This is a genomic window from Geodermatophilus sp. SYSU D00684 (genome assembly GCF_054050455.1).
This window is the reverse complement of the sequence record NZ_JBJGZI010000002.1, coordinates 178644-205231: the sequence shown is the minus strand read 5'-3', so window position 1 is coordinate 205231 and position 26588 is coordinate 178644. Positions and strand designations below refer to the sequence as shown.

At 75.6% G+C, this 26588-nt stretch carries 23 protein-coding genes, 1 pseudogene and 1 riboswitch; of the genes and pseudogenes, 11 read left to right on the top strand and 13 right to left on the bottom strand.

The genetic code is table 11. The features are described 5' to 3' along the window. Positions 1-37 precede the first annotated feature (37 nt). Positions 38-1366, bottom strand: coding sequence for a serine hydrolase domain-containing protein (locus tag ACI79L_RS02430; protein ID WP_456935230.1), 1329 nt, complete (start codon positions 1364-1366; stop codon positions 38-40). Between the two features lie 15 nt (positions 1367-1381). Then, positions 1382-1699: a DUF3817 domain-containing protein gene (locus tag ACI79L_RS02425; RefSeq protein ID WP_456927382.1), complete on the bottom strand. Its 318-nt coding sequence runs from the start codon at positions 1697-1699 to the stop codon at positions 1382-1384. Positions 1700-1801: 102 nt separating this feature from the next. On the opposite strand from ACI79L_RS02425, the gene ACI79L_RS02420 reads away from it, so the two are divergent. Further along, positions 1802-2341 (top strand): hypothetical protein, encoded by a 540-nt coding sequence (locus ACI79L_RS02420; RefSeq protein ID WP_456935229.1) that lies wholly within the window; start codon positions 1802-1804, stop codon positions 2339-2341. A 67-nt stretch (positions 2342-2408) separates the two neighbouring features. On the opposite strand, the gene ACI79L_RS02415 is transcribed toward ACI79L_RS02420, so the two are convergent. Next, the gene (locus tag ACI79L_RS02415; RefSeq protein ID WP_456935228.1) at positions 2409-3509 is read right to left on the bottom strand and encodes a C40 family peptidase; all 1101 of its coding nucleotides are present in this window, start codon (positions 3507-3509) and stop codon (positions 2409-2411) included. A 9-nt stretch (positions 3510-3518) separates the two neighbouring features. Beyond that, a riboswitch (cyclic di-AMP (ydaO/yuaA leader) is annotated at positions 3519-3655 on the bottom strand. Positions 3656-3847: 192 nt separating this feature from the next. Between ACI79L_RS02415 and ACI79L_RS02410 the strand changes: the two genes are divergently transcribed. Both ACI79L_RS02410 and ACI79L_RS02405 read left to right on the top strand, forming a co-directional pair. Next, entirely contained in the window at positions 3848-4087 is a 240-nt protein-coding gene (locus tag ACI79L_RS02410) for a hypothetical protein (RefSeq protein WP_456935227.1), read from the top strand. Between the two features lie 47 nt (positions 4088-4134). After that, a pseudogene (locus tag ACI79L_RS02405) lies at positions 4135-4953 on the top strand (YhjD/YihY/BrkB family envelope integrity protein); the annotation flags it as partial. Between the two features lie 23 nt (positions 4954-4976). Here the strand turns inward: ACI79L_RS02405 and ACI79L_RS02400 are convergent. Both ACI79L_RS02400 and ACI79L_RS02395 read right to left on the bottom strand, forming a co-directional pair. Further along, a complete protein-coding gene (locus ACI79L_RS02400; RefSeq protein WP_456935226.1) occupies positions 4977-7499 on the bottom strand; it encodes a transglycosylase domain-containing protein in 2523 nt (840 codons plus the stop codon). A gap of 88 nt (positions 7500-7587) precedes the next feature. Further along, positions 7588-9627, bottom strand: coding sequence for a HelD family protein (locus ACI79L_RS02395; RefSeq protein ID WP_456935225.1), 2040 nt, complete (start codon positions 9625-9627; stop codon positions 7588-7590). 150 nt (positions 9628-9777) lie between these two features. On the opposite strand from ACI79L_RS02395, the gene ACI79L_RS02390 reads away from it, so the two are divergent. After that, positions 9778-10794 carry a zinc-binding dehydrogenase gene (locus ACI79L_RS02390; protein WP_456935224.1) on the top strand — a complete coding sequence of 339 codons (1017 nt, stop codon included), beginning with the start codon at positions 9778-9780 and terminating at the stop codon, positions 10792-10794. Positions 10795-10796: 2 nt separating this feature from the next. On the opposite strand, the gene ACI79L_RS02385 is transcribed toward ACI79L_RS02390, so the two are convergent. From ACI79L_RS02385 to ACI79L_RS02375, 3 genes are all read right to left on the bottom strand, one after another. Next, positions 10797-11462, bottom strand: a complete 666-nt coding sequence (locus ACI79L_RS02385) for an acVLRF1 family peptidyl-tRNA hydrolase (protein ID WP_456935257.1) — start codon at positions 11460-11462, stop codon at positions 10797-10799. Next, positions 11459-12673 (bottom strand): MFS transporter, encoded by a 1215-nt coding sequence (locus ACI79L_RS02380; RefSeq protein WP_456935223.1) that lies wholly within the window; start codon positions 12671-12673, stop codon positions 11459-11461. The genes ACI79L_RS02385 and ACI79L_RS02380 overlap by 4 nt, the downstream gene beginning before the upstream one ends. 165 nt (positions 12674-12838) lie before the next feature. Then, entirely contained in the window at positions 12839-14653 is a 1815-nt protein-coding gene (locus tag ACI79L_RS02375) for a phosphoenolpyruvate carboxykinase (GTP) (protein WP_456935222.1), read from the bottom strand. 220 nt (positions 14654-14873) lie between these two features. Between ACI79L_RS02375 and ACI79L_RS02370 the strand changes: the two genes are divergently transcribed. Beyond that, the gene (locus ACI79L_RS02370) at positions 14874-16058 is read left to right on the top strand and encodes an NADH:flavin oxidoreductase/NADH oxidase (RefSeq protein ID WP_456935221.1); all 1185 of its coding nucleotides are present in this window, start codon (positions 14874-14876) and stop codon (positions 16056-16058) included. After that, positions 16055-16480, top strand: coding sequence for a hypothetical protein (locus ACI79L_RS02365; protein WP_456935220.1), 426 nt, complete (start codon positions 16055-16057; stop codon positions 16478-16480). Before ACI79L_RS02370 ends, ACI79L_RS02365 begins: the two co-directional genes overlap by 4 nt. Here ACI79L_RS02365 and ACI79L_RS02360 read toward each other — a convergent pair. Further along, complete coding sequence (locus tag ACI79L_RS02360; protein ID WP_456935219.1) at positions 16456-16983, bottom strand: SRPBCC domain-containing protein; 528 nt, start codon at positions 16981-16983, stop codon at positions 16456-16458. The two genes, ACI79L_RS02365 and ACI79L_RS02360, sit on opposite strands and share 25 nt — an antisense overlap. 92 nt (positions 16984-17075) lie before the next feature. On the opposite strand from ACI79L_RS02360, the gene ACI79L_RS02355 reads away from it, so the two are divergent. Continuing rightward, positions 17076-17309, top strand: a complete 234-nt coding sequence (locus ACI79L_RS02355; protein ID WP_456935218.1) for a hypothetical protein — start codon at positions 17076-17078, stop codon at positions 17307-17309. Positions 17310-17385: 76 nt separating this feature from the next. Continuing rightward, complete coding sequence (locus tag ACI79L_RS02350) at positions 17386-17628, top strand: acyl carrier protein (protein WP_456935217.1); 243 nt, start codon at positions 17386-17388, stop codon at positions 17626-17628. A gap of 65 nt (positions 17629-17693) precedes the next feature. Here ACI79L_RS02350 and ACI79L_RS02345 read toward each other — a convergent pair whose 3' ends face one another. From ACI79L_RS02345 to ACI79L_RS02335, 3 genes are all read right to left on the bottom strand, one after another. Further along, the gene (locus ACI79L_RS02345; RefSeq protein ID WP_456935216.1) at positions 17694-18587 is read right to left on the bottom strand and encodes an aldo/keto reductase family oxidoreductase; all 894 of its coding nucleotides are present in this window, start codon (positions 18585-18587) and stop codon (positions 17694-17696) included. A gap of 34 nt (positions 18588-18621) precedes the next feature. Beyond that, positions 18622-19830: an MFS transporter gene (locus tag ACI79L_RS02340; protein ID WP_456935215.1), complete on the bottom strand. Its 1209-nt coding sequence runs from the start codon at positions 19828-19830 to the stop codon at positions 18622-18624. A 151-nt stretch (positions 19831-19981) separates the two neighbouring features. Further along, complete coding sequence (locus tag ACI79L_RS02335) at positions 19982-21163, bottom strand: alcohol dehydrogenase catalytic domain-containing protein (RefSeq protein ID WP_456935214.1); 1182 nt, start codon at positions 21161-21163, stop codon at positions 19982-19984. Positions 21164-21465: 302 nt separating this feature from the next. Here ACI79L_RS02335 and ACI79L_RS02330 point away from each other — a divergent pair, with 302 nt between their 5' ends. From ACI79L_RS02330 to ACI79L_RS02320, 3 genes are all read left to right on the top strand, one after another. Beyond that, positions 21466-22761, top strand: a complete 1296-nt coding sequence (locus tag ACI79L_RS02330; protein WP_456935213.1) for a M23 family metallopeptidase — start codon at positions 21466-21468, stop codon at positions 22759-22761. A gap of 153 nt (positions 22762-22914) precedes the next feature. Continuing rightward, positions 22915-23856 carry a cation diffusion facilitator family transporter gene (locus ACI79L_RS02325; protein ID WP_456935212.1) on the top strand — a complete coding sequence of 314 codons (942 nt, stop codon included), beginning with the start codon at positions 22915-22917 and terminating at the stop codon, positions 23854-23856. A gap of 67 nt (positions 23857-23923) precedes the next feature. Beyond that, a complete protein-coding gene (locus ACI79L_RS02320) occupies positions 23924-24886 on the top strand; it encodes a cytochrome c oxidase assembly protein (RefSeq protein WP_456935211.1) in 963 nt (320 codons plus the stop codon). 60 nt (positions 24887-24946) lie between these two features. On the opposite strand, the gene ACI79L_RS02315 is transcribed toward ACI79L_RS02320, so the two are convergent. After that, positions 24947-26539 carry an MFS transporter gene (locus ACI79L_RS02315; protein ID WP_456935210.1) on the bottom strand — a complete coding sequence of 531 codons (1593 nt, stop codon included), beginning with the start codon at positions 26537-26539 and terminating at the stop codon, positions 24947-24949. Positions 26540-26588 lie beyond the last annotated feature (49 nt).

Below are 26588 nucleotides of genomic sequence, written 5' to 3'. Positions count from 1 at the left end.
GCGGAAGTGCACCGGGCACATCCACGGAAGTGCGCACTCAGCCGGCCGACCAGCCGCGGGGGTCGACGTCGCCGGGGACGGGGGCGGCCGGGTCGTAGGGCGTGCGGGTGAAGACGAACGTGCCGAGGTCCAGGTGGTCCTCGGCGATCCGCAGCGGCTCGCCGGCGTAGTAGCCGTCCAGGCCCACCCAGGTGCCGTCGGCGTCGCGGCGGAAGCGGCTGGCCCGCCCCGAGCGGCCGGGCAGCGGACCGAGGTGCAGCAGGCCGCCCTCCACGGCGCGCAGCGCGTGCGGCGCCGGGCCCCAGTACCAGATGCCGAGCTGCTCGAGCGGCACCGGCGGCTGCGCCGGGCGCCACGGCTCGGCCACCCGCGGCTCGGCGGCGCGCAGGTCGGCGAGCAGGCCGGGGACGAGCACGTCCAGGCCGCTGGTGGTGTTGGCCAGTGAGACGCTGCCGGTCCCCTCCTCGCGGTCGACGAACACGCCGGCCAGGAAGCCGGGCATCGAGCCGCCGTGGCCGGTGAGCGTGCGGCCGTCGACCCGCAGCACCTGCAGGCCCAGCCCGTAGGCCGACCAGGCCGGGGAGGAGCCGTCGACGCCGGCCGGCACGGCCATCTCCTCGAGCGTCGCCGGGGACAGCACGTCGCCGGTGTCGCCGAGCAGGAAGGCGGCGAAGCGGGCGAGGTCGGCCAGCGTCGCCCACAGCTGCCCGGCGGCGGCCATCACGCCGGCGTCGTGCTCGGGCTCGGGCAGGACGACGTCGGCCCACGGGTGGACGGCGTACCCCTGCGCGGCGCGGCCGGAGGGGCGTGGCGTCGTCCGGGTCATGCCCAGCGGCGCGAGCACCTCGGCGGCGACGACGTCCTCCCACGACCGCTCGCGCAGCCGGGCCACGAGCTCGCCGAGCAGGCCGAAGCCGAGGTTCGAGTAGTGGAAGCGCCGGGCCTCGCCCAGGACGACGTGCTCCCCGGACAGCCGCAGGTCGGCCAGCGGGCCGCCGGGCACCCGCTCCCACCAGCCGCCCGGGCTCTCCGCGGCGGCGCCGGCCAGGTGCGAGAGCAGCTGGCCGATCGAGCGGTTCCCGAACGGCGTGCCGGGCACGTGCCGGTCCAGCGGGTCGTCCAGCGCCAGCCGGCCCTCGTCGCGCAGCCGCATGACCGCGACGGCGGTGACGGTCTTGCTGATCGACCCCAGCCGGTACTGCACGTCGGTGTGCGGCTCGGCGACGTCGCCCCGGCCGGCCGACCACGCCAGCCCGCCGTCCCGGACCACCCCGGCGACCAGGCTGGGTGCCCGGCCCTCGCGCTGCACCCGGGCGGTGCGGGCCAGCAGGCTGCGGGCGGTCGAGGGCAGCACGGGCTCCGGCATGACCGGAACGGTAGGTCAGGCCCGGACCGGCGCCGCCAGCCGCCCGGTGCGCCCGGCCCAGCGCTCGAACACGACGGTGACCAGCGGCGGGACCGAGGCGGCCAGCGCGAGCAGCGTCGTCCAGCGGGACCAGCCGAGCACCCGCGCGGCGACCAGGGCCACGACCACGTAGGCGACGAACACCGCACCGTGGACCGGCCCGAACACCTGGACGCCGACCTCCGAGGTCTCCGGCACGTACTTGACGTACATCCCGGCCAGCAGGCCGATCCAGGACAGGGCCTCGGCGACGGCGACGGCGCGGAAGGCCAGGGCGACGGTGCGGGGGTTCATCGGTGCGCGGTCCTCGGGTCGGGGGCGGTTCCGGAGGGTCAACGCGGCAGCGGACGCCGACGTCCCGGTCGCGGGGTGTGACGTGCGTGGCAGGGTCGGGCCGTGCGGGGTCCGGCGCGGCGGGAGTTCTGCCTGGTCCTGCTGCGCCGGATGGCCGACCTGCGGCCGGACCTGGTCGCCGCGGCCCTGCCCCGGCCGGGCGCGACCCGCGCCCAGCCGGGGCGCACGCGGCGCGCACCCGCTGCTGGAAGGACCCCGTCCCTCTCACGCCTCGCAAGCTCGGCGCGAGCCTCCGGACGGGGCCACGGGCCGGCCGAGCAGGTGGAGGACCGCCGGTTCGGCGACCCGGACCTCGAGGTCCGGCGCTGGCCACTGCCCCTGTGGCCGCACCTGCGCCGGGAGGTGCTCTCCGCCCCCGGCGGCAGCGTGCTGCACGAGCACGTGGTGCGGGGCCCGGGCTCCCCGGTCCCGCCGGCGGCCGACGGGCGGCTGCGGGTCCGGGAGCACGTGGTGGCCGACGTGAGCGGCCTGCCGGGGGCCCGGGAGGTGGATCCGCGGGTGGTCACCCGCCGGGAGGTGCGGCTGCCCTCCGGCGCGACGGCCGCCATCGTCCGGGGCCTGCTGCAGCAGGTCCGGACGTGAGGAAGGACCCCGTTGCCCCCCACCGCTCGCACGCTCGCGGCGGGCCCCTGCAACGGGGCCGGGCGCGTCAGCCGATGCGGCGGGCGCCGGCGTAGCCGCCCATCGCGTCGACGCTCGCGACCTTGACGACGTCGCCCGACGTCGGCGCGTGCACCATCTGGCCGTTGCCGATGTAGATGCCGACGTGGCTCACCGGGCTGTAGAAGAAGACCAGGTCCCCGGGCTGCAGGTTGGCGCGGGAGACCGCGGTGCCCATCGTCGACTGCATCCTGCTGGAGTGCGGGAGGCTGATCCCCGCGGCCTTGAACGCGTACTGGGTGAGGCCGGAGCAGTCGAAGGCGTCCGGGCCGGCGGCCGCCCAGACGTAGGGGTCGCCGCGCTGGGCCATGGCGGTGGAGACGACGATGCCGGCGACGCCGCTGGCCGGCGCGGCGGCCGCGGCGGGCTCCTCCGCGGGGGTCGCGGGCTCCTCGCGGTCCTCGTCGCGGCTGGCGCGGGAGCCCTCGGAGGCGTGCGCCGCGGCGGCGGCGTCGAGGGCGGCGCGGCGCTCCTCCGCGCTCAGCTGGGCGTAGTCGGCCTGGTAGGCGGCGATCTGGGCCTCGAGGTCGGCCTGCTGGGCGGCGACGGCGTCGTACTGGCGCTGCGCCTCGGCGGCGGCCTCGGCGGCCGCGGTCTGCGCGGCGGTGGCGGTGTCGGTGGCGGCCACGGCCTGGCCGAGCAGCTCGCCCTGGTAGCCGGCGACGCCCTGCAGCAGCGTGACGCGGTTGACGAACTCGTCGGCGTCCTCGCTGGTCATGAGCGCCTGCAGGGAGCCCATGCTGTCGCCGGTGTAGGCCGACCGGGCGATGCCGATGACCTGCTGACGGGCGGTGTCCACGGCGGCCTGGGCGGTGGCCAGCTGCGCGGCGGCGGCGTCGGCGGCGGCCTGCTGGGCGGCGAGCGCCTCGCGCGCCTCGTTGAACTGCTCGGTGACGACCTCGAGGTCGTGGCCCCGGGCGGCGACCAGCTGCGCGGCCTCGGCGGCCGTGGCCGGCTCCTCCGCCCCGGCCGGCGCCGGGACGGCACCCAGCCCGAGGCCGATGCCGAGGGCGCCGGCGAGGGCGAGGGCGGCGCGGCGGCCGCGGCCGGTCGCGGGCATGCCGGGGACGGACGTGCGCAGGGACGCCACGCGGCGGTCTCTCCTTCTCCCAGGCCGCCTACCGGGTTAGCTGACGGGTTCGGGCGTGGAGTCGCCCGGCGCGTGCGGGCACGCGCTACACCCCAGGACTGCGATGGGTCCCCGGCCCGGTCCCTCCGGAAGGGGGACCGGCTCGACGGCGTCCGTGGGGTGTCACCCGGACTGGTGACGGACCGCCCCGTTGGACACACAGAGCGTAAGGTCCGTGACCGGCGTGTGACAATCACCCCGGTGTAATTACATCGCTCACACAAGGTGACCGGGCGACTCCGGGAGGTTGCCGACCCCCGCCGGTTTGCGCGCCCGTGGGGGCGTGTACCGATTGCTGCATGTCCTCCTCCACGCGGATGCGCGCCACCCGGACACGGATCGCCCGGCCGCTCGTCGCGCTCGCCCTGTTCGGCTCCCTGGTCGCCTGCGGTGACAACACCGACTTCTCGCGCGGCCCGACCAACTGCGACGCCGCCGGCGGCAACGCCAGCAACGAGAACGACGCCAGCTGCCAGGAGACCGGCCAGAACCCCGGCAACGACGCCCCGACCACCGACGACGCGAGCACCGACGACTGAGCGGCGCCGGGTCCCCGGCCGGCCGCCCGGTCTGGTGGCATGAGCGGGTGAACCCGGCACGCAGGTGGACGGCGGCCCGGGTGCGGGCCGAGACACGGACGCTGCTGGCCGGCGCCCGCCGTCTGCTGCACGGCCGTGACCTCGCGCTGATCGGCGCGGGGCTCACCTTCTACGCCGGCATCGCGGTGGTGCCGCTGGTGCTGGTCTCCGTCCGGCTGACCGCGCTGGCCACCTCGGCCGAGGAGGTCCGCGCGCGCAGCGAGCGGCTGACCGAGCTGCTGCCGGAGTCGCTCGGCGCGCCGGGCGCGGTGGACCGGCTGGTCGACGCCGGCGTCCGGCTGGACCTGCTGGGGTTCGCGCTGGCGCTGCTGCCGCTGTCGCTGTACGGCGAGGGGCTGCGGCGGGCGCTGATGCGGTTCAGCCGGCGGCGGGAGAACCTCACCGGCTGGCGGGGCCGGCTGCTCACGCTGCCCCTCGTCGTCGTCACGCCCCTGCTGCTGTACCCGCTGCTGCTGGCCGCCACGGTCATGGCCGACCTGGCCCGCGAGGACGGCGCCGGGCCCCTGATCGGGCGGTTCGCCGTCGGCTACTACTCGGTGCTGTTCGTGCTCACCGTGCCCATCCTGTGGGGCTACGGCGTGGTGGCCGGCGGCCGGCACCGGTGGGGCGCGCTGGTCAGCGGCGCGCTGTTCACGGCCGCCTGCCTGTCCGGCTTCCTGCAGGGCTTCGTGCTGTTCCTGTCCCTGCCGCTGGACCTGGGCGCGCCCTTCGGCGGCCTGGTCGTCGTCGGCGCGGTGGTCGCCATCGGCCTGTGGCTGTTCCTGCTGCACCTGGTCCTGCTGGCCGGGTGGCTGCTCACCCAGTCCCTCGACGAGCGGCTGGGCCGGCGTCAGCCGGCCGGCCGCCAGGGGGAGCCGGGTGGCGGGGTCTCCGGGGCGGGCGCGGCAGGCGCGGGCGGCGGCTCGGGTGCCGGGGTGGCCGGTGCGGGCGGCGGCTCGGGCGCCGGGGTCGCCGGCGCCGTCGGCGGCTCCGTGGCCGGTGGCGGCGGCTCCGGGGACGGTGGGGGCGGGGGCGGAGGCGACGACGGCGTCGGGGGCGGCGAGGACGGCGAGCCGGGTGCGGGCGCCGGCCGGGGTGCGGGGTCGGCCGGGGGCGCGGGCTCGGGCGCCGGCTCCACGTAGTCGCTGCCGTTGCTCACCAGGATCGACACCACCTGGCCGGGCACGGCGCGGCCGCCGCGCGGCGGGCTGGTGCCCACGAGGGCGCCGGGCTGCTCGTCGCTGTCGACGCGCACCGTCCGCGGGGTGAACCCGGCGTCGGCGAGGGTCCGCTCGCAGCCCCGGACGGTGGAGCAGCCGGGCACCGGGCGGGTGTTGCCGTTCTGCACGGTCTCGTCGGCCGGCGCGAACTCGCCGCTGCCGCGCGTGGTGAGGATCGGCTCCATCGCGTCGCGCCAGATGGTGGCGCCCTTGCCGCCGCCGAAGCCGCCGACGTCCTCGTTGCGCTTGGGGTTGAGGACCATGACGCTCGCGGTGATCTCGGGCGTGTAGCCCACGAACGCCACCGAGTAGTTGTCCTGCGAGGTGCCGGTCTTGCCGGCGATCTGGTGGCCGCGGACGTAGGCGCGCGCACCGGTCTGCCCCGGGTTCCCCGGCTCGACGTCCTTGCGCAGCATCTGGTTCATCGTGTTCGCCACGCCGGGCGGGATCGCCTCGGGCGTGCACCGGTCGCCGACCGCGAGCGGCTCGCCGTCGGCGCCGACCGCCGGCTCCCCGTTCCGGTCGAGGACGGCGGTCACCGGGACGACGTCGCACTGCGTGCCGCCGGCGGCGAACGTCGAGTACGCGCTGGCCAGTGCCAGCGGGCTGGTCGCCTCGGCCCCGAAGGTGAACGACCCGCGGTTCTCGTCGATGATCTGCTGCGCCAGGCCCGGCGGGCTGAACTGGAACAGCCCCGCCGCCTCGGCCATCCGCACCGGCTCCTCGACGCTGCCGAGGGCGTCCTCGAGCGCGAGGAAGTAGGTGTTGGAGGACTGGTACAGCGCCGTCGTCAGGTCCAGCGTCGGGCGGTAGCCGGACCCGGCGTTGCGGACGCAGTACCGGCCGTCGGTGTCCCGGCCCTCGCACGGGCCGCTGTAGACGCGGGAGACGTAGGGGTCGGGCGCGGTGAGCGTGTAGTAGGAGGAGTAGCCCCGGGCCAGGGCCGCGGCGGCGACGAAGACCTTGTACGTGGAGCCCGAGCCCTGGCTGGGCGCCACGTTGAGGTTGAACGACTCCTGGGTGCGGTCGGCGAGGTCGTAGCCGAAGGTCCGGTTGACGCTCATCGCCAGCAGGTGCCCGGTGCCGGGCTCGACGGCGGTGAACATCGCGGCCAGCGAGTCCTCCCGCGGCAGCGTCTCGAGCACCGCGGCGTCGCCGGAGCGCTGCAGCTCGGGGTCCAGCGTGGTCCGGACGGTGTAGCCGCCGTTGTCCAGCTGCTCCTGGCTGAGCCCCAGCTCCTGGATCAGGTACCGCTGCACGAAGTCGCAGACGAACGGGCCGACGCTGGCCTGGACGCAGCCCCGGGGCGGGGCGGGCCCGGGCGCCAGGCCGAGCGGCGCGGCCGCGGCCGCGGCCGCCTCGTCGGCGGTCACCAGGCCCTGCTCGGCCATCCGGGACAGCACCTCGTCGCGCCGCGCGGTGGCCGCCTCGGGGTCGGTGAACGGGTCGTCGTTCACCGGGCTCTGCACGAGGCCGGCCAGCAGGGCCGCCTGCGGCAGGGTGAGCGCGGCGGCGTCGACGCCGAAGTAGGCGCGGGCGGCCGGCTGCACGCCGTAGGCGTTCTGGCCGAAGTAGACGATGTTGAGGTAGCGCGTGAGGATCTCGTCCTTGCTGTAGAGGTCCTCCAGCGCCAGGGCCAGGCGCGCCTCGCGCAGCTTGCGGCCCACCGTCTGCTCGGTGGCGGCGGTCCGCTCCTCCGGGGTGTCGGCGGTCTGCAGCAGCGTCTGCTTGACCAGCTGCTGGGTGAGCGTCGAGCCGCCCTCGGCCACCTCGCCCGCGGCGATGTTGGTGACCAGCGCGCGCAGCGTGCCCTGCACGTCCAGGCCGCGGTGGCCGTAGAACCGGGCGTCCTCGATGGCGACCATCGCGTCCTTCATGACGTCCGCGATCTCGGCGGGCTCCACGGGGTCGCGGTTCTCGTCGTAGAAGTACGTGATCGGCTCGCCGTCGGCGGCGAGCAGCACGGTGTTGCCCGGCGGCGCGGCGTCCGTGAACTCGGTGGGCAGGTCGCCGAGAAGCCCGGTGGACTGCTGGGCGGCGATCGCGGGACCTCCGATCCACGGGAGGAGCAGGCCCGCCACCAGTGCCCCGGCGACCACGATCGTCGCGGCCAACCGGAGCAGCGTGCCGGCCCGGCTGTCCTGCCGGTCCATGGGCCTCCCTCCCGTGCGCGCACACTGCAACAGAGATCACCTCCGGCCACAACGACCCGCGCCGTGCGGTCGCGCGGTCGGGGGACGCTCAGCCCTCCAGCAGCGTGGGCAGGTCGTCGCGGTGCAGCACGACCAGGGTGCTGACCGCCCGGGTGAGCACGACGTAGAGCCGGGACAGCCCGCGCGGCTCGGCGGCCACGATCGCCGCCGGGTCGGCCACCACGACGGCGTCGAACTCCAGCCCCTTGGCCAGCGCGGCGGGCACGACGGCGATCCGCCCGGCCGCCGAGCCGTCGTCGGCGAGCACCGCCGCCGGAAGGCCCGCGGCGGCCAGCAGCCGCGCCACCTCGGGCACCGCGGCGTCGGCGCAGAGGACGCCGACCGAGCCGGGACCGGCCGCGAGGTCGGCGACCACCTCGGCCAGCGGCCCGGCGAGGTCGGCGACCGGGCGGACGGCGAGCGCGCCGGGCTCCCGGCGCACGGCGGTGGCCGCGGGCAGGCCGGGCGCGATCGCCGGCAGCAGCCGGTTGGCGTAGTCGAGGACCTCCCCCGGCACGCGGTAGCCGCGGGTCAGCGGCCGGACGGCGGTGTCCGGGCGGCCCAGGCCGGCGAGCGTCGGCGCCCAGTCGGTCGGCGACCACGGGCCGGTGGCCTGGGCGAGGTCGCCGAGCACGGTGAGCGACCCGGCGGCCAGCCGGCGGGCCACCGCGCGGCACTGCATGGGCGAGAGGTCCTGCGCCTCGTCGACGACGACGTGGCCGTATCCCGCCGTCCGCTCGAGCAGCCCGGCCACCTCGTCGACCAGGACGGTGTCGGCGGCGGTCCACGGCGCGGTGCGGACCGGGCGCGGCGCCGGCCGGTACAGCAGCGCCTGCTCGTCGTCGGTGAGCACGCCGCGGGCGGCGCGGGCCAGGACGGCGGGGTCGCCGAGCAGCTCCGCCACCAGGCCGGCCGGGTCGCGGGCGGGCCAGACGGCGTCGCAGAACGCGCGGACCTCGGGGCTGCGCGCGGCCCGCCGGGTCTCGGCGTCGGTCGGGCTGCCGCCGGTCTCCTCCTTCTGCCGGCGGGCGTCCTCGGCGAGCAGCAGCGCCAGCCGCTCCCGCCCGGCGGTGTGGTGCAGCCGCTGCTGGTCGTCGGGCACCCGGCCGCGCCGCCGCAGGTCGTCGACGTACCGCTTGAGCCGCTCCACCGGCACCCGGTAGCGGCGGCCGGCCAGCGGCACCAGGACGTCGTCGGCGGGTTTGGCGATCGCGCCCCACAGCGCCCGCTCCAGCACCTGCGCCATGCGGGCGTCGCCCTTGAGGACGGCGACCTCCGGGGCGTCCTCCGCCCGCACCGGCACCCGGCCGGTGAGCTCGGCGACCGTCGTCTGGTCGACGTCGACCTCGCCGAGGGTGGGCAGCACCTGCTCGATGTAGCGCAGGAACGCGCGGTTGGGCCCGACGACGAGGACGCCGGTGCGGGCCAGCTGCCCGCCGTGCGTGTAGAGCAGGTAGGCGGCGCGGTGCAGGCCGACGGCGGTCTTCCCGGTGCCCGGCGCGCCCTGCACGCACACCGACTCCGCCAGCGGGGCGCGGACGATCTCGTCCTGCTCGGGCTGGATGGTGGCGACGATGTCCCGCATGGGACCGCTGCGCGGGCGCTCGATCTCCTGGAGCAGGACCCGGCTCGATGTCCCGGCTCGCAGCAGGGCGCCGTCGCCCTCCTCGCCGAGCCCGAGCAGCTCGTCCTCGTAGCTGGTGAGCTCGCCGCCGGAGAAGCCGAACCGGCGACGGCGGACCAGGCCCTGCGGATCGGCGGCGCTGGCCCGGTAGAACGGCCGGCTCATCGGCGCCCGCCAGTCGATGACCACCGGCCGGCCGGCGGCGTCGCGGACGTGCCGCCGGCCGATGTGGAAGGTCTCCCCGTCGCCGTCGGTGCGCCCGAAGAAGGGCGGCACGCCGGGGTCGGCGGCCAGCGAGCGCAGCCGCTCGGCGCGGGCGGCGCCGAGCCGCTCGGAGGCCCAGGCGTCGACGCCGGCGTCCGCGACGGCGGACGCGGCGGCGCGCATCCCGGCGAGGCAGTCCTCGGCGAGGGCCAGGTGGGCGCGCTCGGCGGTGAGGACGGGGTCGGTCGCGGGGTCGGTCACGGTCGTGTCGGTCGGTGTCGCTGACACGGCCGGTGGACGTTACGCCGTCGTGTGCCGTCCGTCACGTCCGCCCCGGGGAGCGCGCACCTCCGCGGACGTGCACCGGAGGCGGCGGTGTGGTCCCGCTGGCCGGTAGGGAGGATGCGGGACATGCCCGACTCGATGCTCGCCGGCCGGCTCAACGTGCGCACCAAGCAGTTCGAGGTCAAGGAGGTGCCGCGCCCGGCGCCCGGACCGGGGCAGGTGCTGGTCGAGGTCCGCGCGGCCGGCATCTGCCTGTCCGACGTCCACCTCGTCGACGGCACGCTCAACCCGCTGTTCCTGCAGGGCGAGGAGGTCACGCTCGGGCACGAGGTGGCCGGCGTCGTCGCCGAGCTCGGCGAGGGTGTGACCGGCTGGCAGCCCGGGCAGCGGGTCCTCCTGCAGGCCGGCGAGGAGGTCGACGGCTGGATCCACACCCGCGGCGTCGACTACGACGGCGGGTGGGCGCAGTACGCGCTGGCCACCGTGGGGACCCTCGTGGCCATCCCCGACGAGCTGCCCTTCGAGCAGGCGTGCATCGTGCCCGACGCGGTGTCGACGCCGTGGGCCTCGATCGTGAAGACCGCCGGCGTGCGCGCCGGGGAGCCGGTGGGCGTGTGGGGCATCGGCGGGCTCGGGGCGCACGCGGTGCAGCTGCTGCGGCTGGCCGGCGCGGCGCCGATCGTCGCCGTCGACCCGGTGGAGTCCGCCCGGCAGCGGGCGCTGGACTTCGGCGCCGACCTCGCCCTGGACCCGTCCGAGGACATCGCCGGCCGGGTGCGGCAGCTCACCGGCGGCGCGGGCCTGTCCCACGCGTTCGACTTCGCCGGCGTGGCCGCGGTGCGCGAGCAGGCGGTGCGCTGCCTGGAGCGCGAGGGCGGGCTGGTGCTCGTCGGGCTCACCGACCAGCCGCTGACCATCCGCAACGGCACGCAGTTCAGCTACTTCTCGCAGCGGATCCTCGGCCACTACGGCTCCGAGCCCGGGCACGTGGAGCAGCTGGTCGGCCTCGTGCGGCACGGCCGGCTGGACCTGTCCCGCTCGATCTCCGGCACCCTGCCGCTCGAGGACGCCGCCAAGGGCGTCGAGATGCTCGAGCGCAAGGAGGGCGACCCGATCCGGCTGGTCCTGCTGCCGAACGGCTGAGCTCAGGGACGGTCGCCGGGTTCCACGACGTGCACCCGCACGGCGCGGAACCGGCCCGGGGTGGTCAGCAGGACCTCCTTCGTCGGCTCGCCGACCTCCAGCGCCGGCTCGCGGCGCAGCGCCGCCAGCGGGGCGAGCCGGGGGTCGGCGAGCACGGCGTCGACCATCCCCCGGTCCCCGCCGGTGAACAGCGCGTCGACGTCGCCGGCGTGCGGCAGCAGCACCCGGGCCGCGGTGTCGGCGGCCGCGGCGACCACGGCGTCGGCCTGGTTGCCGCGGCGCCGGGCGAAGCGCTGCTGGCTCCAGCCGCCGGCCGCGCTGCGGCCCTGCACCAGCCGGCTGTCGACCTTGGAGACGACGAGGTCCGCGCCGTCGAAGACGCCGGTGGCCCAGCGGCCGCGGCGCACCAGCAGGACGGCGGCCCGCCGCGGCCGGCGGGCGGCGGCGGTGAACGTGGCGAGCGGCGCCGGGCCCGGGGTCCAGCCGAACGGCGCGCGCAGCGTCACGGTCGTGCCGTCGGCGCAGGTGACCCGCACGGTGCCGTCGTCGTCGACGGCCGTGTCGAAGGCGCCGTGGCGGGCGGCGACGCCGTCCAGCCACCGGCCGAGCCGCTCGGGCGCGACGCCGAGGACCCGGCCGCCGCCCGCGGCGGGACGCGGCCGGGTCAGCGCGCCATCGCCGGCTCGGCGGCGTGCTCGGCCGGCACGTGCAGCAGCCGCTGCGCGGCGAGCACGACGACGGCGGCGATCCCGGCCGAGACCGTGGCGACGAGGAACGCGGCGTTGGCGCCGACGGTGTCGACGACCTTCCCGGCGATCGAGGTGCCGACGGCGACGCCGAGGCCGAGCGCGGTGCCGATCCAGGTGAACGCCTCGGTCACCGCCACCCGCGGCACGATCAGCTCGGCGAGGGTGAACGAGCTGATCAGCGACGGCGACACGGCCACCCCGGCCACGACGACGAACGGGATCATCACCCAGACGTTGCCGATGAGGACCAGCGGCACGGTGAGCACGGTGAGGGTCGCGAGCACGACGAGCAGCCGGTGCCGCAGCGGGTGCCGCCAGTGCACCGCGCCCCAGCCGATGCCGCTGATCATCGAGCCGAGCGCGAGGCCCGCGATGAGCACGCCGGACAGGGCCATGGCGCCGACCTCGTCGGCGAAGGCGACCAGCGCGATCTCCAGCGTGCCGAGGATGGACCCGACGGCGGCGCCCACGACGAACAGCACCCGCAGCCCCGGCGTGCGGATGGCCGAGGGCCCCTTGCGCGCCTCGTGCCCGTGCGGCGGCGGCTCGGTGCGCCCCTGCGCGGCGAACAGCAGCGCGCCGACGACGGCGAGGGTGAAGGCGGTGACGACGCCCGAGGTCGAGTGCCCGGTGGTCGACAGGAAGGTCACCAGCACCGGCCCGACGATGAACACCAGCTCGTCGACGACGGACTCCATCGCCAGGGCCGTGTGCAGGCGGTGGGTGCCGCGCAGCAGGTGGGTCCAGCGCACCCGGATCATCGAGGCGACCGGCGGGATGCACGCCCCCGCGATGCCCGCGGTGACGAAGAATGTCCACCGCGGCCAGTCGTCCTTGACCGCGGTGAGGAACAGCGCACCGGCCGCCGCGAACACCGCGACGACGGGCAGCAGCGTCCGGCGCTGGCCGAAGGTGTCCGCCAGCCGGCCGATGACCGGGCCGGCCACGGCGGTCGTGACCGCGCCTGCGGCGGCGACCGTGCCGCCCAGGCCGTAGGAGCCGGTCTCGTCGGCGACGAGCAGGACGCACCCGAGGCCGACCATCGACAGGGGCAGCCGGCCGATGAAGGCGGCGAGCACCATGGGCAGCGCGTGCGGCGTGCGCAGCACGTGCAGGTAGGGATTGGGCACCGGGGAGCGAACCTGTCGTCAGGGGGACGCGGGACCGCCAGCCACGCTAACCGACGTCCGCACGCTCGGCAGGCAGACGGCTCCGGTCCGTGCACGGACGGGCACGGACGAGCACGGGCCCCGCCCCGGACGACGCTGTCCGGTGCGGGGCCCGCGTGGCTGCGCCTAGGCGAGCCGGCTCTTGAGGATCTCCAGCTCGTCCCACATGGTGCTGGGCAGCTTGTCCCCGAACTTCTCGAACCACTCGGTGATCTGCGGGATCTCCGCACGCCACTCGTCCTTGTCGACGGCGAGCGCCTTGCGCACCTGGTCCTCGGTCATGTCCAGGCCGGAGACGTCGAGCGAGTCGGGCGTGGGCACGTGGCCGACGGCGGTCTCCTCGGCGGCCGCGGTGCCCTCGATGCGCTCGACGACCCACTTGAGCACCCGGCTGTTCTCGCCGAAGCCCGGCCACAGGAAGCCGCCGTCCTCGTCGCGGCGGAACCAGTTCACGTAGAAGATCCGCGGCAGCTTGGTCGCGTCGTGCGCCTTGCCGGTCTCGACCCAGTGCCGGAAGTAGTCCCCGGCGTTGTAGCCGATGAACGGCAGCATGGCGAACGGGTCGCGGCGGACGACGCCGACCGCACCGGTGGCCGCGGCCGTCGTCTCCGAGGACAGCGTCGCGCCCATGAAGACGCCGTGGTTCCAGTCCCGCGCCTCGGTGACCAGCGGGATCGTCGTCTTGCGGCGGCCGCCGAAGAGGATCGCCGAGATCGGCACGCCCTTCGGGTCGTCGTACTCGGGCGCGAGGATCGGGCACTGCTCGATCGGGGTGCAGAACCGCGAGTTCGGGTGCGAGGAGGGCTCGTCGGAGTCCGGCGTCCAGTCCTGCTTCTTCCAGCTGGTGAGGTGCGCCGGCGGCTCCTCGGTCATGCCCTCCCACCAGACGTCGCCGTCGTCGGTGAGCGCGACGTTGGTGAACACCGAGTTGCCCTTGTCGATGGTGCGCATCGCGTTGGGGTTGGTGTCCCAGCCGGTGCCCGGCGCGACGCCGAACAGGCCGAACTCGGGGTTGAGCGCGTAGAGCCGGCCGTCCTCGCCGAACCGCATCCAGGCGATGTCGTCGCCGAGGGTCTCGACCTTCCAGCCGGGGATGGTCGGCTCGAGCATCGCCAGGTTGGTCTTGCCGCAGGCGCTCGGGAAGGCCGCCGCGACGTAGTACGTCTTCTGCTGCGGGCTGGTCAGCTTGAGGATCAGCATGTGCTCGGCGAGCCAGCCCTCGTCGCGGGCCATCGCCGAGGCGATCCGCAGCGAGTAGCACTTCTTGCCCAGCAGGGCGTTGCCGCCGTAGCCCGAGCCGTAGGACCAGATGGCCCGCTCCTCGGGGAAGTGCACGATGTACTTGGTCTGGCTGCACGGCCAGGGCACGTCCTCCTGGCCCGGCTCGAGCGGGGCGCCCAGGGAGTGCATGGCCGGCACGAACGGCCGGTCGGTGCCCATCGCCTCGAGGATCCGCGAGCCGATGCGCGCCATGACCCGCATCGAGACGACGACGTACTCGGAGTCGGTGAGCTCGACGCCGAACATCGGGTTCTCGGCCTCGACCGGGCCCATGCAGAACGGGATGACGTACATCGTCCGGCCGCGCATGGAGCCCCGGTACAGCTCCGTCATGATCGACTTCATCTCGTCGGGGGCCATCCAGTTGTTGGTCGGCCCCGCGTCGGCCTCGTCGACCGAGCAGATGAACGTGCGGTCCTCGACGCGCGCGACGTCGGTGGGGTCGGACGCGGCCCAGAACGAGTTGGGCTTCTTCGCCAGGCGGGTGAAGGTGCCGGCGTCGACCAGCTTCTGGGTGAGCCGCTCCCACTCCTCGTCGCTGCCGTCGACCCACACGACCTCGTCCGGGGTGGTCAGCTCCGCCATCTCGCGCACCCAGGCGAGCAGCCGTGCGTGCGTGGTGGGGGCGTTGTCGAGACCGGGGGTGGTCACGGAGGTCACGGCGTCTCCATCCTCTGGGCACGCCGGGTGTCGGGGACACCGGCGCCGGTGCGTGCTGTCTCCCCGGGGCCGGCGGAACGGGTCCGGCCGTCGGGTTCGGGAAGCGTACAAGCGAGGACACCCGCCTGTAACGGTGAGAGATGTTACGTCTAGGACGTCTACGTCCGCGCAGGGTGGGCACCGGGAACACCGCAGGTCGGAGCGGTGTTGGCTCCCGGGCGTGACCAGTCTCACGAACGGCTCCGCGCCCTCCCCGGCCCTGTTCACCCCCCTGACGCTGCGCGGGGTGACCCTCCCGAACCGGCTCGTCGTCGCCCCGATGTGCCAGTACTCGGTGACCGACGGGTTGGTCGGCGACTACCACCTCGTGCACCTCGGCCGGTTCGCGCTCGGCGGCTTCGGCACGGTCGTCGTCGAGGCGACGGCGGTGACGCCGGAGGGGCGGATCAGCCACGGCGACGTCGGCCTGTGGTCCGACGCGCACGTGCCCGGACTGGCCCGGATCGCCGGCTTCCTGCGCGCCTCGGGAGCGGTCGCCGGCATCCAGCTCGCCCACGCCGGCGCCAAGGCGAGCAGCCACCGCCCCTGGGAGGGCGGGGCCCCGGTCACCCCGGAGGACGCCCTCCCGGGCGAGCAGCCCTGGCCGACCGTCTCGGCCAGCCCGGTGCCCGCCGCCCCCGGAGGGCCGGTGCCCCACGAGCTGACCGCCGCCGAGCTCGGGGAGCTGCGCGAGGCGTTCGCCGCGGCCACCCGGCGGTCGGTCGAGGCCGGGTTCGACGTCGTCGAGGTGCACGCCGCGCACGGCTACCTGCTGCACCAGTTCCTCTCGCCGCTGTCCAACCGGCGCACCGACGCCTACGGCGGCTCGCGGGAGGCGCGCCGGCGGTTCCCGCTGGAGGTGGTCGAGGCCGTCCGCGCCGGGTGGCCGGAGGACCGGCCGCTGTTCGTGCGGGTCTCCGCCGTCGACGGCACGCCCGACGGCATCACCCTCGACGACACGATCGCGTTCGCCCGCGAGCTGCGCGCCCGCGGGGTCGACGTCGTCGACGCCTCCGGCGGCGGCCTGGGCGGCTGGCAGCACCCGCTCGGCTACGGCTACCAGGTGCCCTTCGCCGCGGGCATCCGCGAGGGCGCGGACGTCGCCACGATGGCGGTGGGGCTGATCGTCGACGCGCGGCAGGCGGAGGCCGTCGTCGCCGGGGGCCTGGCCGACCTGGTCGCCGTCGCGCGGGAGGCGCAGGAGGACCCGAACTTCGCCGTCCACGCCGTGCGGGACCTCACCGGCGCCTACGACGCCTACCCGGTGCAGGCCGGCCCGCGGCTGGGCCGGCGCAACGCCCTCCTCGGCACGCTGGGGCCGTGGACCGGGCCCGCGCCCGTGCAGGTGCCCGAGCGCGCCCGGTGACCCGCCGCCGCGGGGCGCTGCTCGCCGCCTCCGCCGTCCAGCTGGCGGCGGGCCTGGCCGGGACCGCGCTGTCGCTGCGCCGGCGGCACGCGTTCGACACGCCGGTGCTGTCCGGGCGCGCGGCGACGGTCGGCCGCGACGCCTGGTGGGCCGGGACCGCGCTCGGCCCGCCGGCGTGGACCCTGGCCGTCCACGGCCGGGCGCTGGCCCGCCTCGCCGCCGGCGACGACGAGCGGGCCCCGCGGGTCCTCGCCGCCATCGGCGCCGCCCTCGTGCCCGGCTACCTCGCCGAGCGGCTGGTGCGGCGGCGGCTGACCCCGGCCGGCGCCGAGCCCGTCGAGACCGCGGTGGTCGCCGCCGGGCTGGTCACCGCCGCCGTCATGGCCGCGCTCGGCGCTCAGCCCCCCGGCGCCCGGCCGTAGTCGGGGCCGACGCGGGCGAGGAAGGAGTCCCAGTCGCCCGGGTCGGGGTGCCCGCCCATCTCGGCGTCGAGCTTGTCCAGGTACCAGTGCCAGCCGAGCGCGTAGTCGGTGACGTCGGTGCCGGCGGCGAAGTCCTGGCTGAGGTGCAGCGTCGTCCGGCCGCTCTCCACGACCACGGCGAGCCCGACCCGCCAGTCCTCCTGGTCCGGCCACTCGACGACGAGCCTCCGCGGCGGGTCGCACTCGGCGATGCGGGCCTCCATCGCCGCCGGCTCCGTCTCGTGGGTCATCGTCAGCGTCCCCCGGCCGCCGGGGGCCCGCTCGCCCTCGTAGGTGCCGAACCAGCGGGCCAGCCGGTCGGGTTCGGTGAGCGCGGCCCAGACGGCGTCGGGCCCGTCGCCCCAGGAGCGGCGGAACTCCAGCCGGAGGCGGCCGTCGGGCAGCTCGGCGACCGCGCCGGTGCGGTGGGTCGGCGGGTCGGCGGGGGTCGCGGGGTCGGTCACGGGGCGTCTCCGTCCGTCGGGGGACCCGTCGCGCCGACCCTGCCGCACGCCGCGCGGGGTTGCCAGCCCGCCGCCCCGGGCAGGGACCGGCCATGACCGTCACCGACCCCGACGTCCCGGACCCCCTCAACGACCCCCGGACCACGCAGGCCGACCCGGGCGCCTACGCCGAGGGCGCGGACCTGGCCTCGACCGACGACGACCCGGCGTCCACCGGCGAGGAGGGGCTCGCGGCCGACGACGCGGGGACGACGGCCGGGCGGACGCTCGCCGACGACGCCGGCGGCGGGGACGTCACGGGAGGCGCGGTCTCCGGCGCGTCGTGACGGGCCGGTCCGTTTCCGCTGCTGGCCTGCGGGGAACCCGTGCCGACGTCCCTCTCCGACGACGAGGAGGTCCGACATGGCCACGGGTGAGACCGGATTCGAGGACGTCGCCTACGACCTGATCTCGGTGCAGTACCACTCGCTGAAGGCCGGGCACGACTACGGCCAGTACGTCCGGGACGCGGAGAACGCGGGCCTGGACGACATCGCCGGCTTCTTCCGCGAGGTGATGGAGCAGGACTCGGCGCGCGCCAAGCGCTGCCACGAGTTCCTGAAGACCCTGTCGGGCACCGAGCAGGGCGGCCCCGCGATGGGCTGACCGCACGACGCAGGAGGGCCCCTCCCCGGCGGCAGAAATGGCCATTTCTGCCGCCTAGGGCCGGGTCAGAGGTCGACGTCGGGCTCGCCGGTGCCGCCGATGCGGTCGAGCTCCGCCATCTCCAGCGGCCCCAGGACCCGCGCGCCGGCCTGCAGGTTCTCCTCCAGGTGCGCCACCGACGACGTCCCCGGGATCAGGAGGACGTTGGGGGAGCGGGCCAGCAGCCAGGCCAGCGCCACCTGCATCGGCGTGGTCTCCAGCCGCCGCGCGACCGTCTCCAGCGCCGCGGACTGCAGGGGCGTGAACCCGCCGAGCGGGAAGAAGGGCACGTAGGCGACGCCCTCGCGGGCCAGCGCGTCGAGCATCGGGTCGTCGGCGCGGTGCACGAGGTTGTAGTGGTTCTGCACGCACACCACCGGCGCGATCGACCGCGCCTCGGCGTACTGCTGCGTCGTCACGTTGGACACGCCCAGGTGCCGGATCAGCCCCTGCTGCTGCAGGTCGGCCAGCGCCTCGAACGGCTCGGCCAGCGAGCGCTCCACCGGTGCGGCGAAGCCGGGCATGCGCAGGTTGACCACGTCGAGGACGTCGACGCCGAGGTGGTCGAGGTTGTCGTGCACGGCCTGCTTGAGCTCGTCGGGGGACAGCGCCTCGGGCCACGCGCCGTCCGGCGTCCGGCGGGCGCCGACCTTGGTGACGATGGTCAGCTGCTCGGGATAGGGGTGCAGCGCCTCGCGGATGACCTCGTTGGTCACGTGCGGGCCGTAGTAGTCACTGGTGTCGACGTGGTCCACGCCCAGCTCCACGGCCCGGCGCAGGACGGCGACGGCGGCCTCCCGGTCGGCCGGCGGGCCCATGACGTGCGGGCCGGCCAGCTGCATCGCGCCGTAGCCGATGCGGTTGACCGTGCGGTCCCCGAGCGCGAACTGTCCCGACCTCTCGGCCGTCGGAGTCGTCATGCCCGCCTCCTACCCGGGGAGCCAGGGGGAACCCTCAGGCGGCCAGCCGGCTGCCGACCTCCGCGTCCCACCGGCCGACGTCGGCGGTCACCCGGGCGGTCTCGCGCCGGTCGGCCCGCCGGGCGACCAGCGCGAGGCCGCTGCCCAGGAGGGCGAGGCCCGCGCCCACCCACATCGGCGCGGTGTAGCCCAGGCCGAGGGAGATGACCAGCGCGCCCAGCGCCGCGCCCACCGCGTTGGCCACGTTGAACGCCGCCTGGTTGGCCGCCGACACCAGGCTGCCGCCGGAGACCCGCGCGGCCACGATCACGCCGTTCTGGACGACCGGGCCCATCGCGAAGGCGACCGTGCCGAACAGGACCAGCAGGACGACGGCGGCCGCGGGGGTGCGGGCGAGGAAGGCGAAGGCAGCCAGCAGCACCGCGGTGGCGAGCAGCCCGACGACGACGAACGTCCAGCCGAACCGGTCGCCGAGGCGGCCGCCGGCCAGCGTGCCGACGGTGGTGCCGACGCCGAACAGCGCCAGCACCGGCGTCACCCAGCCCTCGGGCAGGCCGGCCAGGTCGGTGAGGATCGGGCTGACGTAGCTGTAGACGGCGAACAGCGCGGCGAAGCCGACCATGGTCAGGCCGAGCACCAGCCACACCTGGGGGCGGCGGAAGGCGGCCAGCTCGGCGCGCAGATCGCCGCGCTCCCCGGTGCCGGCGGGCAGCCAGGCCAGCAGCCCGGCGATGGTGACCAGCCCGATGCCGGCGATCGCGCCGAGCACCAGCCGCCAGCTCAGCTGCTGGGCGACGAACGTGCCGAGCGGGACGCCGACCACGTTGGCCAGCGTCAGCCCGACCATCATCAGCGAGATCGCCTGGGTGGCCCGCTCCGGCGGGACCAGCCGCCGCGCGGCCACCGCGCCCACGCCGAAGAACGACCCGTGCGCCAGGGCGGTCAGCACCCGCGCCGCGGCCAGGGTCTCGTAGGTGGGCGCCACCGCCGACAGCGCGTTGCCGACGACGAACACGACCATCAGCGCGACCAGCGTCTGGCGCGGGGAGAACCGCACGCCGAGCGCGGTGAGCGTCGGCGCGCCGAGGACGACGCCGGCGGCGTAGGCGGAGATGAGCAGGCCGACGGCGGACACCGAGACCCCGAGGCCGCCGGCGATCTCGGGCAGCATGCCCATGACGACGAACTCGGTGGTGCCGATGCCGAAGGCGCCGATGGCGAGCGCGAGCAGACCGCGGGGCACGAGGGACTCCAGGAGGGACGACGGCGGACGGAGAGCGTGCGGACGTCGTCGTCCGTGCTGGGTCCTGCGGGGTGGGACTTCCTACGGAGGGGCAAGGCACCGGCCGCGCGGGACATGCCCCGCGCGGCCGGTGGGTGTGCTCACACCCGGGTCAGGGCTGCAGCAGCACCTTGACCGCGCCGTCCCTCTTCTCGCGGAAGTCGGCGTAGGCCTGCGGTGCCTGCTCCAGCGGCACCCGGTGGGTGGCGAAGTCGTCGACGCCCAGCGGGTCGCCGTCGACCAGCAGCGGCAGGATGTCGGGCACCCAGCGCCACACGTTGGCCTGGCCCATCCGCAGCTGGATCTGCTTGTCGAACATCCGCATCAGCGGCAGCGGGTCGGTGGCGCCGCCGTAGACGCCGGACAGCGAGATGGTGCCGCCGCGGCGGACCGCGTCGATGGCGGTGTTCAGCGCGGCCAGTCGGTCGATGCCGGCGACCTGCATGACCTTCTCCATGATCGCGTCCGGGACGACCGCGGTCGCCTTCTGCGCGATCTGCGCCAGCGGCGAGCCGTGCGCCTCCATGCCCACGGCGTCGATCACCGCGTCGGCGCCGCGGCCGGCGGTCGCGTCCTGGATCTGCCGGACGACGTCGTCCTTCTTCGTGGAGCGGATGACGTTCGTGCCGCGGGCGGTGGCCCGCTCGAGCCGCTCCGGCACGACGTCGGAGGCGTACACGTTCTCGATGCCCAGGTGGTGGGCGATCCGGGTGCACATGTCGCCGATCGGCCCCAGGCCCAGCACGAGCAGCGTGCCGCCGGGCGGCGTCGCGGCGTACTGCACCGCCTGCCAGGCGGTGGGCAGGACGTCGGACAGGTAGACGAAGCGGTCGTCCGGCGGGCCGTCCGGGACCTTGATCGGCAGCGTGTTGCCGAAGGGCACCCGCAGGTACTCGGCCTGGCCGCCGGGCACCTGCCCGTAGAGCTTGGTGTAGCCGAACAGCGAGGCGCCGAAGCCCTGGTCGCGGTTCTGGGTGGTCTCGCACTGCGACTGCAGGCCCTGCGAGCACATCCAGCAGGTCCCGCAGGAGATGTTGAACGGGACGACGACGCGGTCGCCGGGCTTCACCGCCGTCACCGCGGAGCCGACCTCGCGGACGATCCCCATCGGCTCGTGGCCCATGACGTCGCCCTTGCTCATGAACGGCGCCATCACCTCGATCAGGTGCAGGTCCGACCCGCAGATGCCGCTCGAGGTGATCTCGACGACGACGTCGGTGTCCTCCTGCAGCGTGGGGTCGGGGACGGTGTCCACCTGTACGTCGGCACGTCCGTGCCAGGTCACTGCGCGCACGAGATCCTCTCCTCGGGTCGTCGGCCGGAAGCGCCGTCGATTCGGGCTGTCCAGGGGCCTCGTGCCCGGTGTGGGCCTCCTCGCCCCTCGTTCAGCGCTCAACCGGCGTGTTGATCACCGAGAGTCACATCGGTTCGACGCAATGTCGAATGACAACCGTGCAGCTCAGTGACCCGGGGCACACATCCGGACCTCCATACCCAGGTCCGCAGATCACGTAACGGTCACGGCGTGTTTACATGGGCCCCGCCCGCTCCCCCGGGCACAGCACGACGTCCCTGTCCCCGACGGAAGTCAGGTGCATGACCGAGCTCCACCCGGACCGCCTCCTCGACGGAGGGACGGCCGCGCAGCCCGCGGCCGGCACCCCCCTCCGGAAGGCAGCGGCAGCGTCGCCCGACCGGCGACCCGCCGACGCCGCGACGACGGCCCCGCGGCCCACCCCGTACCGACGTCAGGGGGAGACGTCGCCGAGCGGGGACCGCACCGAGTCCCGATCCGCATCCCGCCCCGCCCGCCGTCCGAGCCCCCGGCCGCGGCCCACGCCGTCGCCGCGGACCTCGCCCGAGGCGACCGCCGCCGAGACGCCCGCTCCCGCGACCCCGGTCGCCGGCCTCGAGGTCCGCACCGTCGTCACCGGGACCGAGCCCGCCGCGGCCGCCGAGCCCGCCGAGGTCCTCGCCGTCGCCGACGCCACCGAGCTGGTCGTGGCCGCCGACGCGCAGGCGCTGGCCGCCGTCGCGGCCGCGGGCGCCGACGACACGGCCGCCGAGGAGGCCCAAGGGACCGACGCCCCCGAGGAGCGGGTCCCGGTCACCGTCGTCGCCGGCCACGGCCGGCACCGGGCGCTGGCCCGGCTGCGGCAGCTGCCGCGCCGCCGGCCCGCCTTCTACCTGGCCGCCGCGCTGGTCGGCGCCGTCGGGATCGGCTCGTTCTCCGTGGGCGACCGCGTCGCCCAGGCCGACGGCCCGGAGGCGGTCAGCCACTCGGTGAGCGTGGCCGAGGAGCTCGGCATCGCCGACCAGGACCTCCCCGCGGCCGCCGAGGTCGCCACCCTGCGCTCGGAGGCCACCCTGCTCGGCGCGGTCACCGCCAGTCGCAACGCCCGCGAGGCCGAGGAGGCCGCCGCGGCGCAGGTCCAGGCCGACGCCGACCGCGCCGCCCAGGAGGCCGCCGCGGCCGCGGCCGCCGAGGCCGCCCGCCCCAGGACCGTGCTGCCGGTCAGCGGGGCGCGGCTCACCAGCGGCTTCGGCGCGCGCTGGGGCACGCTGCACGCCGGCATCGACCTCGCCGCGCCCATCGGCACGCCGGAGTACGCGGCCGCCGACGGCGTCGTCCTTGAGGCGGGTCCCGCCAGCGGCTTCGGCCTGGCGGTGTACATCCAGCACGAGAACGGCGACGTCACCGTCTACGGGCACATGGAGGAGATCCTCGTGCAGCCCGGCCAGGTGGTCCGCGCCGGCGACACCATCGCGCTGCTGGGCAACCGCGGGCAGTCGACCGGCCCGCACCTGCACTTCGAGGTGCACGTCGGCGGCATCGACGGCGAGCGGATCGACCCGGTCCCGTGGCTGCGGGACCGCGGCGTCGCGATCTGAGGGAGGACCACCCTTCCCCCCGCGCCTCGCAGGCTCGGCGCGGGCCCCTGAAGGGTGGCCGTTCCAGCACGTCACCAGACACGCGCCCCCATCCCGGCAGGTCCGGGCAGGGGGCGCGTGCCGTCGGAGGACACTGGAGGGGGAGGTGGGCCGATGGGAGCCGGGCACGCACACGGCCGTGCACACGGGCACGCGCACGGGCACGCCACCGCCGCGGCGGCCTCGCGCGGGCGGCTGGCCGTCGTCCTCGGGTTCACCCTCGCCGTCCTCGTCGCCGAGGTCGTCGGGTCACTGGTCTCCGGCTCGCTGGCCCTGCTCGCCGACGCCGGCCACATGGCCACCGACGCGCTCGGCGTGGGCCTCGCCCTCGGGGCGGTGACGCTGGCGCAGCGCCCCGCCCGTGGTCGGCGCACCTTCGGCTGGCAGCGGGTGGAGATCCTCGCCGCGGTGGCCAACGGGCTGCTGCTGGCCGGCGTCGCGGTGTTCGTCCTCGTCGAGGCGGTGCGGCGGATCGGCGACCCGCCCGAGATCACCTCCGGCGTCGTCCTCGCCGTCGCCGCCGGGGGCCTGGCCGCCAACCTCGCCGGGCTGGCGCTGCTGCACCGCGGCCGGCGGGGGTCGCTCGCCGTCCGCGGCGCGCACCTGGAGGTGCTCGGCGACGCGCTGGGCTCGGTGGCCGTCCTCGTCGCGGCCGGCGTCGTCGCGCTCACCGGGTGGACGCCGGCCGACACGATCGCCGCGCTGCTCATCGGCTGCCTGGTGCTGCCGCGGGCGTGGGCGCTGCTGCGCGAGTCCCTCGACGTCCTGCTGGAGGCCGCGCCCCGCGACGTCGACCTCGACCGGGTGCGCGCGCACGTCCTCGGGGTGCCCGGCGTCATCGGCGTCCACGACCTGCACGCCTGGACCATCACCTCCGGTCTGCCGGTGCTGTCCGCGCACGTCGTCGTCACCGACGAGGCGCTGGCCGCCGGGCACGGCGGCCGGGTCCTCGACGCGCTGTGCGCCTGCCTCGGCGACCACTTCGACGTCCCGCACTGCACCTTCCAGATCGAGGCCGAGGCGCACGCGGGCCACGAGGCCCCCGTCCACGATTAACCGCCGCCCGCTGTCCGACCGGGTGGGACAGTTGGGGAGCGCACGACCGACCGGACCGGAGGTACAGGTGGAGCACGGGCACCACTCGGGCATGTGGGTGCCCGACGAGCCACCCACGTGGGGACGGGTCTTCCTGCCCCACCTGGACGCGTGGTCGGTGCTGCCGGTCCTCGCCCTGCTCGGCGTGCTGGCCTACCTGGTCGGCCTCGTCCGGCTGCGCCGCTCGGGCGTGGCCTGGCCGTGGTGGCGCACGGCGTCGTGGGTGGCCGGCTGCCTGTCGCTGTTCGCCGTCACCGGGACCTGGCTGAACGGCTACAGCATGGTGCTGTTCAGCGTGCACATGGCGCAGCACATGGTGCTGTCCATGGTCGCGCCGCTGCTCCTGCTGCTCGGCCGGCCGGTGACGCTGGCGCTGCGGTCCCTGCCGCGGGGCAGGGGAGTGGCCGGCGTCCCGCGGGCGCTGCTGCTCGACGCCCTGCACAGCCGGGTCGCGCGCTTCCTCTCGCACCCGCTGTTCACGCTGCCGCTGTTCCTGGTCAGCCTCTACGGCGTCTACTTCACGCCCGTCTTCGACGCGCTGATGGGCGACCCGGTCGGCCACCAGTTCATGCTCGCCCACTTCACCGTGACCGGGCTGCTGTTCTTCGGCCCGATCCTCGCCCAGGACCCGTGGCCCCGGCAGGTGGGGCACGCCGGCCGCATGCTCGAGCTGCTGATCCCCATGCCGCTGCACGCCTTCTTCGGCGTCGCGATCATGATGTCGACGTCGCTGGTGGTGCGGACCTTCGCCGACCCGCCCGCCGGCTGGGGCGTCGACCCGCTCGCCGACCAGAACGCCGCCGGCAGCATCGCGTGGTCCTTCGGCGAGCTGCCGACGGTGCTCGTCCTCGTCGTCGTCCTGTTCAGCTGGATGGGCTCCGAGGAGCGCCGCGGCCGCCGGATCGACCGCGTCGCCCAGCGCACCGACGACGCCGAGCTCGAGGCCTACAACGCCCGCCTCCGGCAGCTCGCCTCCCGCCCCGGCTCCTGAACGCGGCACCGCCCGCGCCCCCGGGCGGGGACGCGGGCGGTGCGCTGCGCAGGGGGAGGGTCAGCCGACGTGGACGGCGACGTCGGCGGCCGGCAGGTCCTCCTTGGTGGCCTTGATGAGCACCGCGGCCACCAGCGCGCCGACGACGAGCAGCGCGGCCGCCCAGGTGAAGGCGGTGGTGTAGCCCTCCACCTGGCCCTGCAGGCCGACCGCCGGGTCCTGCGGGTCGGCGCCCGAGGTCAGCGCGTCCGCGGTGTAGGCGCTGATCGCGCCCACCGACAGCGAGGCCAGGACGGCGGTGCCGATCGAGGCGCCGACCTGCTGCGTGGCGTTGAGCATCGCGCTCGCCGCTCCCGCGTCGTGCTCGCCGGCGCCGACCAGCGCCAGGTTGGACAGCGGCACGAAGGTGAAGCCCAGGCCCAGGCCGAGCAGCAGCTGGCCGGGGAAGGGCAGCTCCCAGAAGCCCGTGTCCAGGCCGACGAACGACAGCGTGAACAGCCCGCCCGCGGCGAGCAGGCCGCCGAGCACCATGAGCGGCTTCGGGCCGACCCGCGGCACCAGCGCGCTGGCCGCGCCGGCCGAGACGAACACGCCCAGCGTCGTCGGCAGCGAGGCGACGCCCGCGACGACCGGCTCGTAGCCGAGCACCTGCTGGAAGTACAGGCTCAGGAAGAAGAACGCCCCGATGAGCCCGGCACCGACCAGCGTCGAGGTGAGGTAGGCGCCGCCGCGGTTGCGGTCGAGCACGATGCGCATCGGCAGCAGCGGGTTGCGGGTGCGCAGCTCCAGCAGCACGAACAGCGCCACCAGCACGAGGCCCGCGACGATGAACACCCACGCCAGCCCGTCGGCCCACCCGGACTCGGGCGACACCAGCGTGGTGCTGCCCTGCGCGGCGGCCCGGGCGTTGGCGGCCGCGGCCTCGGCGGCGTTGGTCTGCGACGCCTCGGCCACCCGGGTGAAGCCGTAGACGATCGAGGCCAGGCCGAGGGTGACCAGCACGGCGCCGGGGATGTCGTACTTCGTGTCCCCGGGCGCCCGGCTCTCCGGGACGATCGGGATCGCCAGGACGACGGCGAGCAGCGCGACCGGCAGGTTCACCCAGAAGCACCAGCGCCAGTCGGCGTACTCGGTCAGGACGCCGCCCAGCAGCAGGCCGACCGCCGACCCGCCGCCGGCGATCGCGCCGTAGACGCCGAACGCCTTGGCGCGCTCCTTCGGGTCGGTGAACAGCACGGTCAGCAGCGCGAGCGAGGCCGGCGCGAGCAGCGCGCCGAAGACGCCCTGCAGCGCGCGGGCGCCGAAGAGCATCGCCTCGTTCTGCGCGATGCCGCCGAGCGCCGAGGCGATGGCGAAGCCGGCCGCGCCGACCAGGTAGGTGCGCTTGCGGCCCCAGAAGTCGGCGATGCGGCCGCCGAGCAGGAGGAAGCCGCCGAAGGTGAGGGTGTAGGCGGTGACGATCCACTGCTGGCTCGCGGCCGAGATGCCGAGGTCGGCCGACACCGCCGGCAGCGCGATGTTGACGATCGTGGCGTCGAGGATGACCAGCAGGACGGTCATCGCGATGACGCCGAGGGCGAGCCAGCGCTTCTCGTAGGGCGCCGCGGCCGGGGTGTCCGGCCCGGCGGCAGGGGTGGACGACGGGTGGGTCATGGGGTCCTCAGGGAGTCGTGAGAGGGGGCCGAGGTCGTCGGCCGAGGGA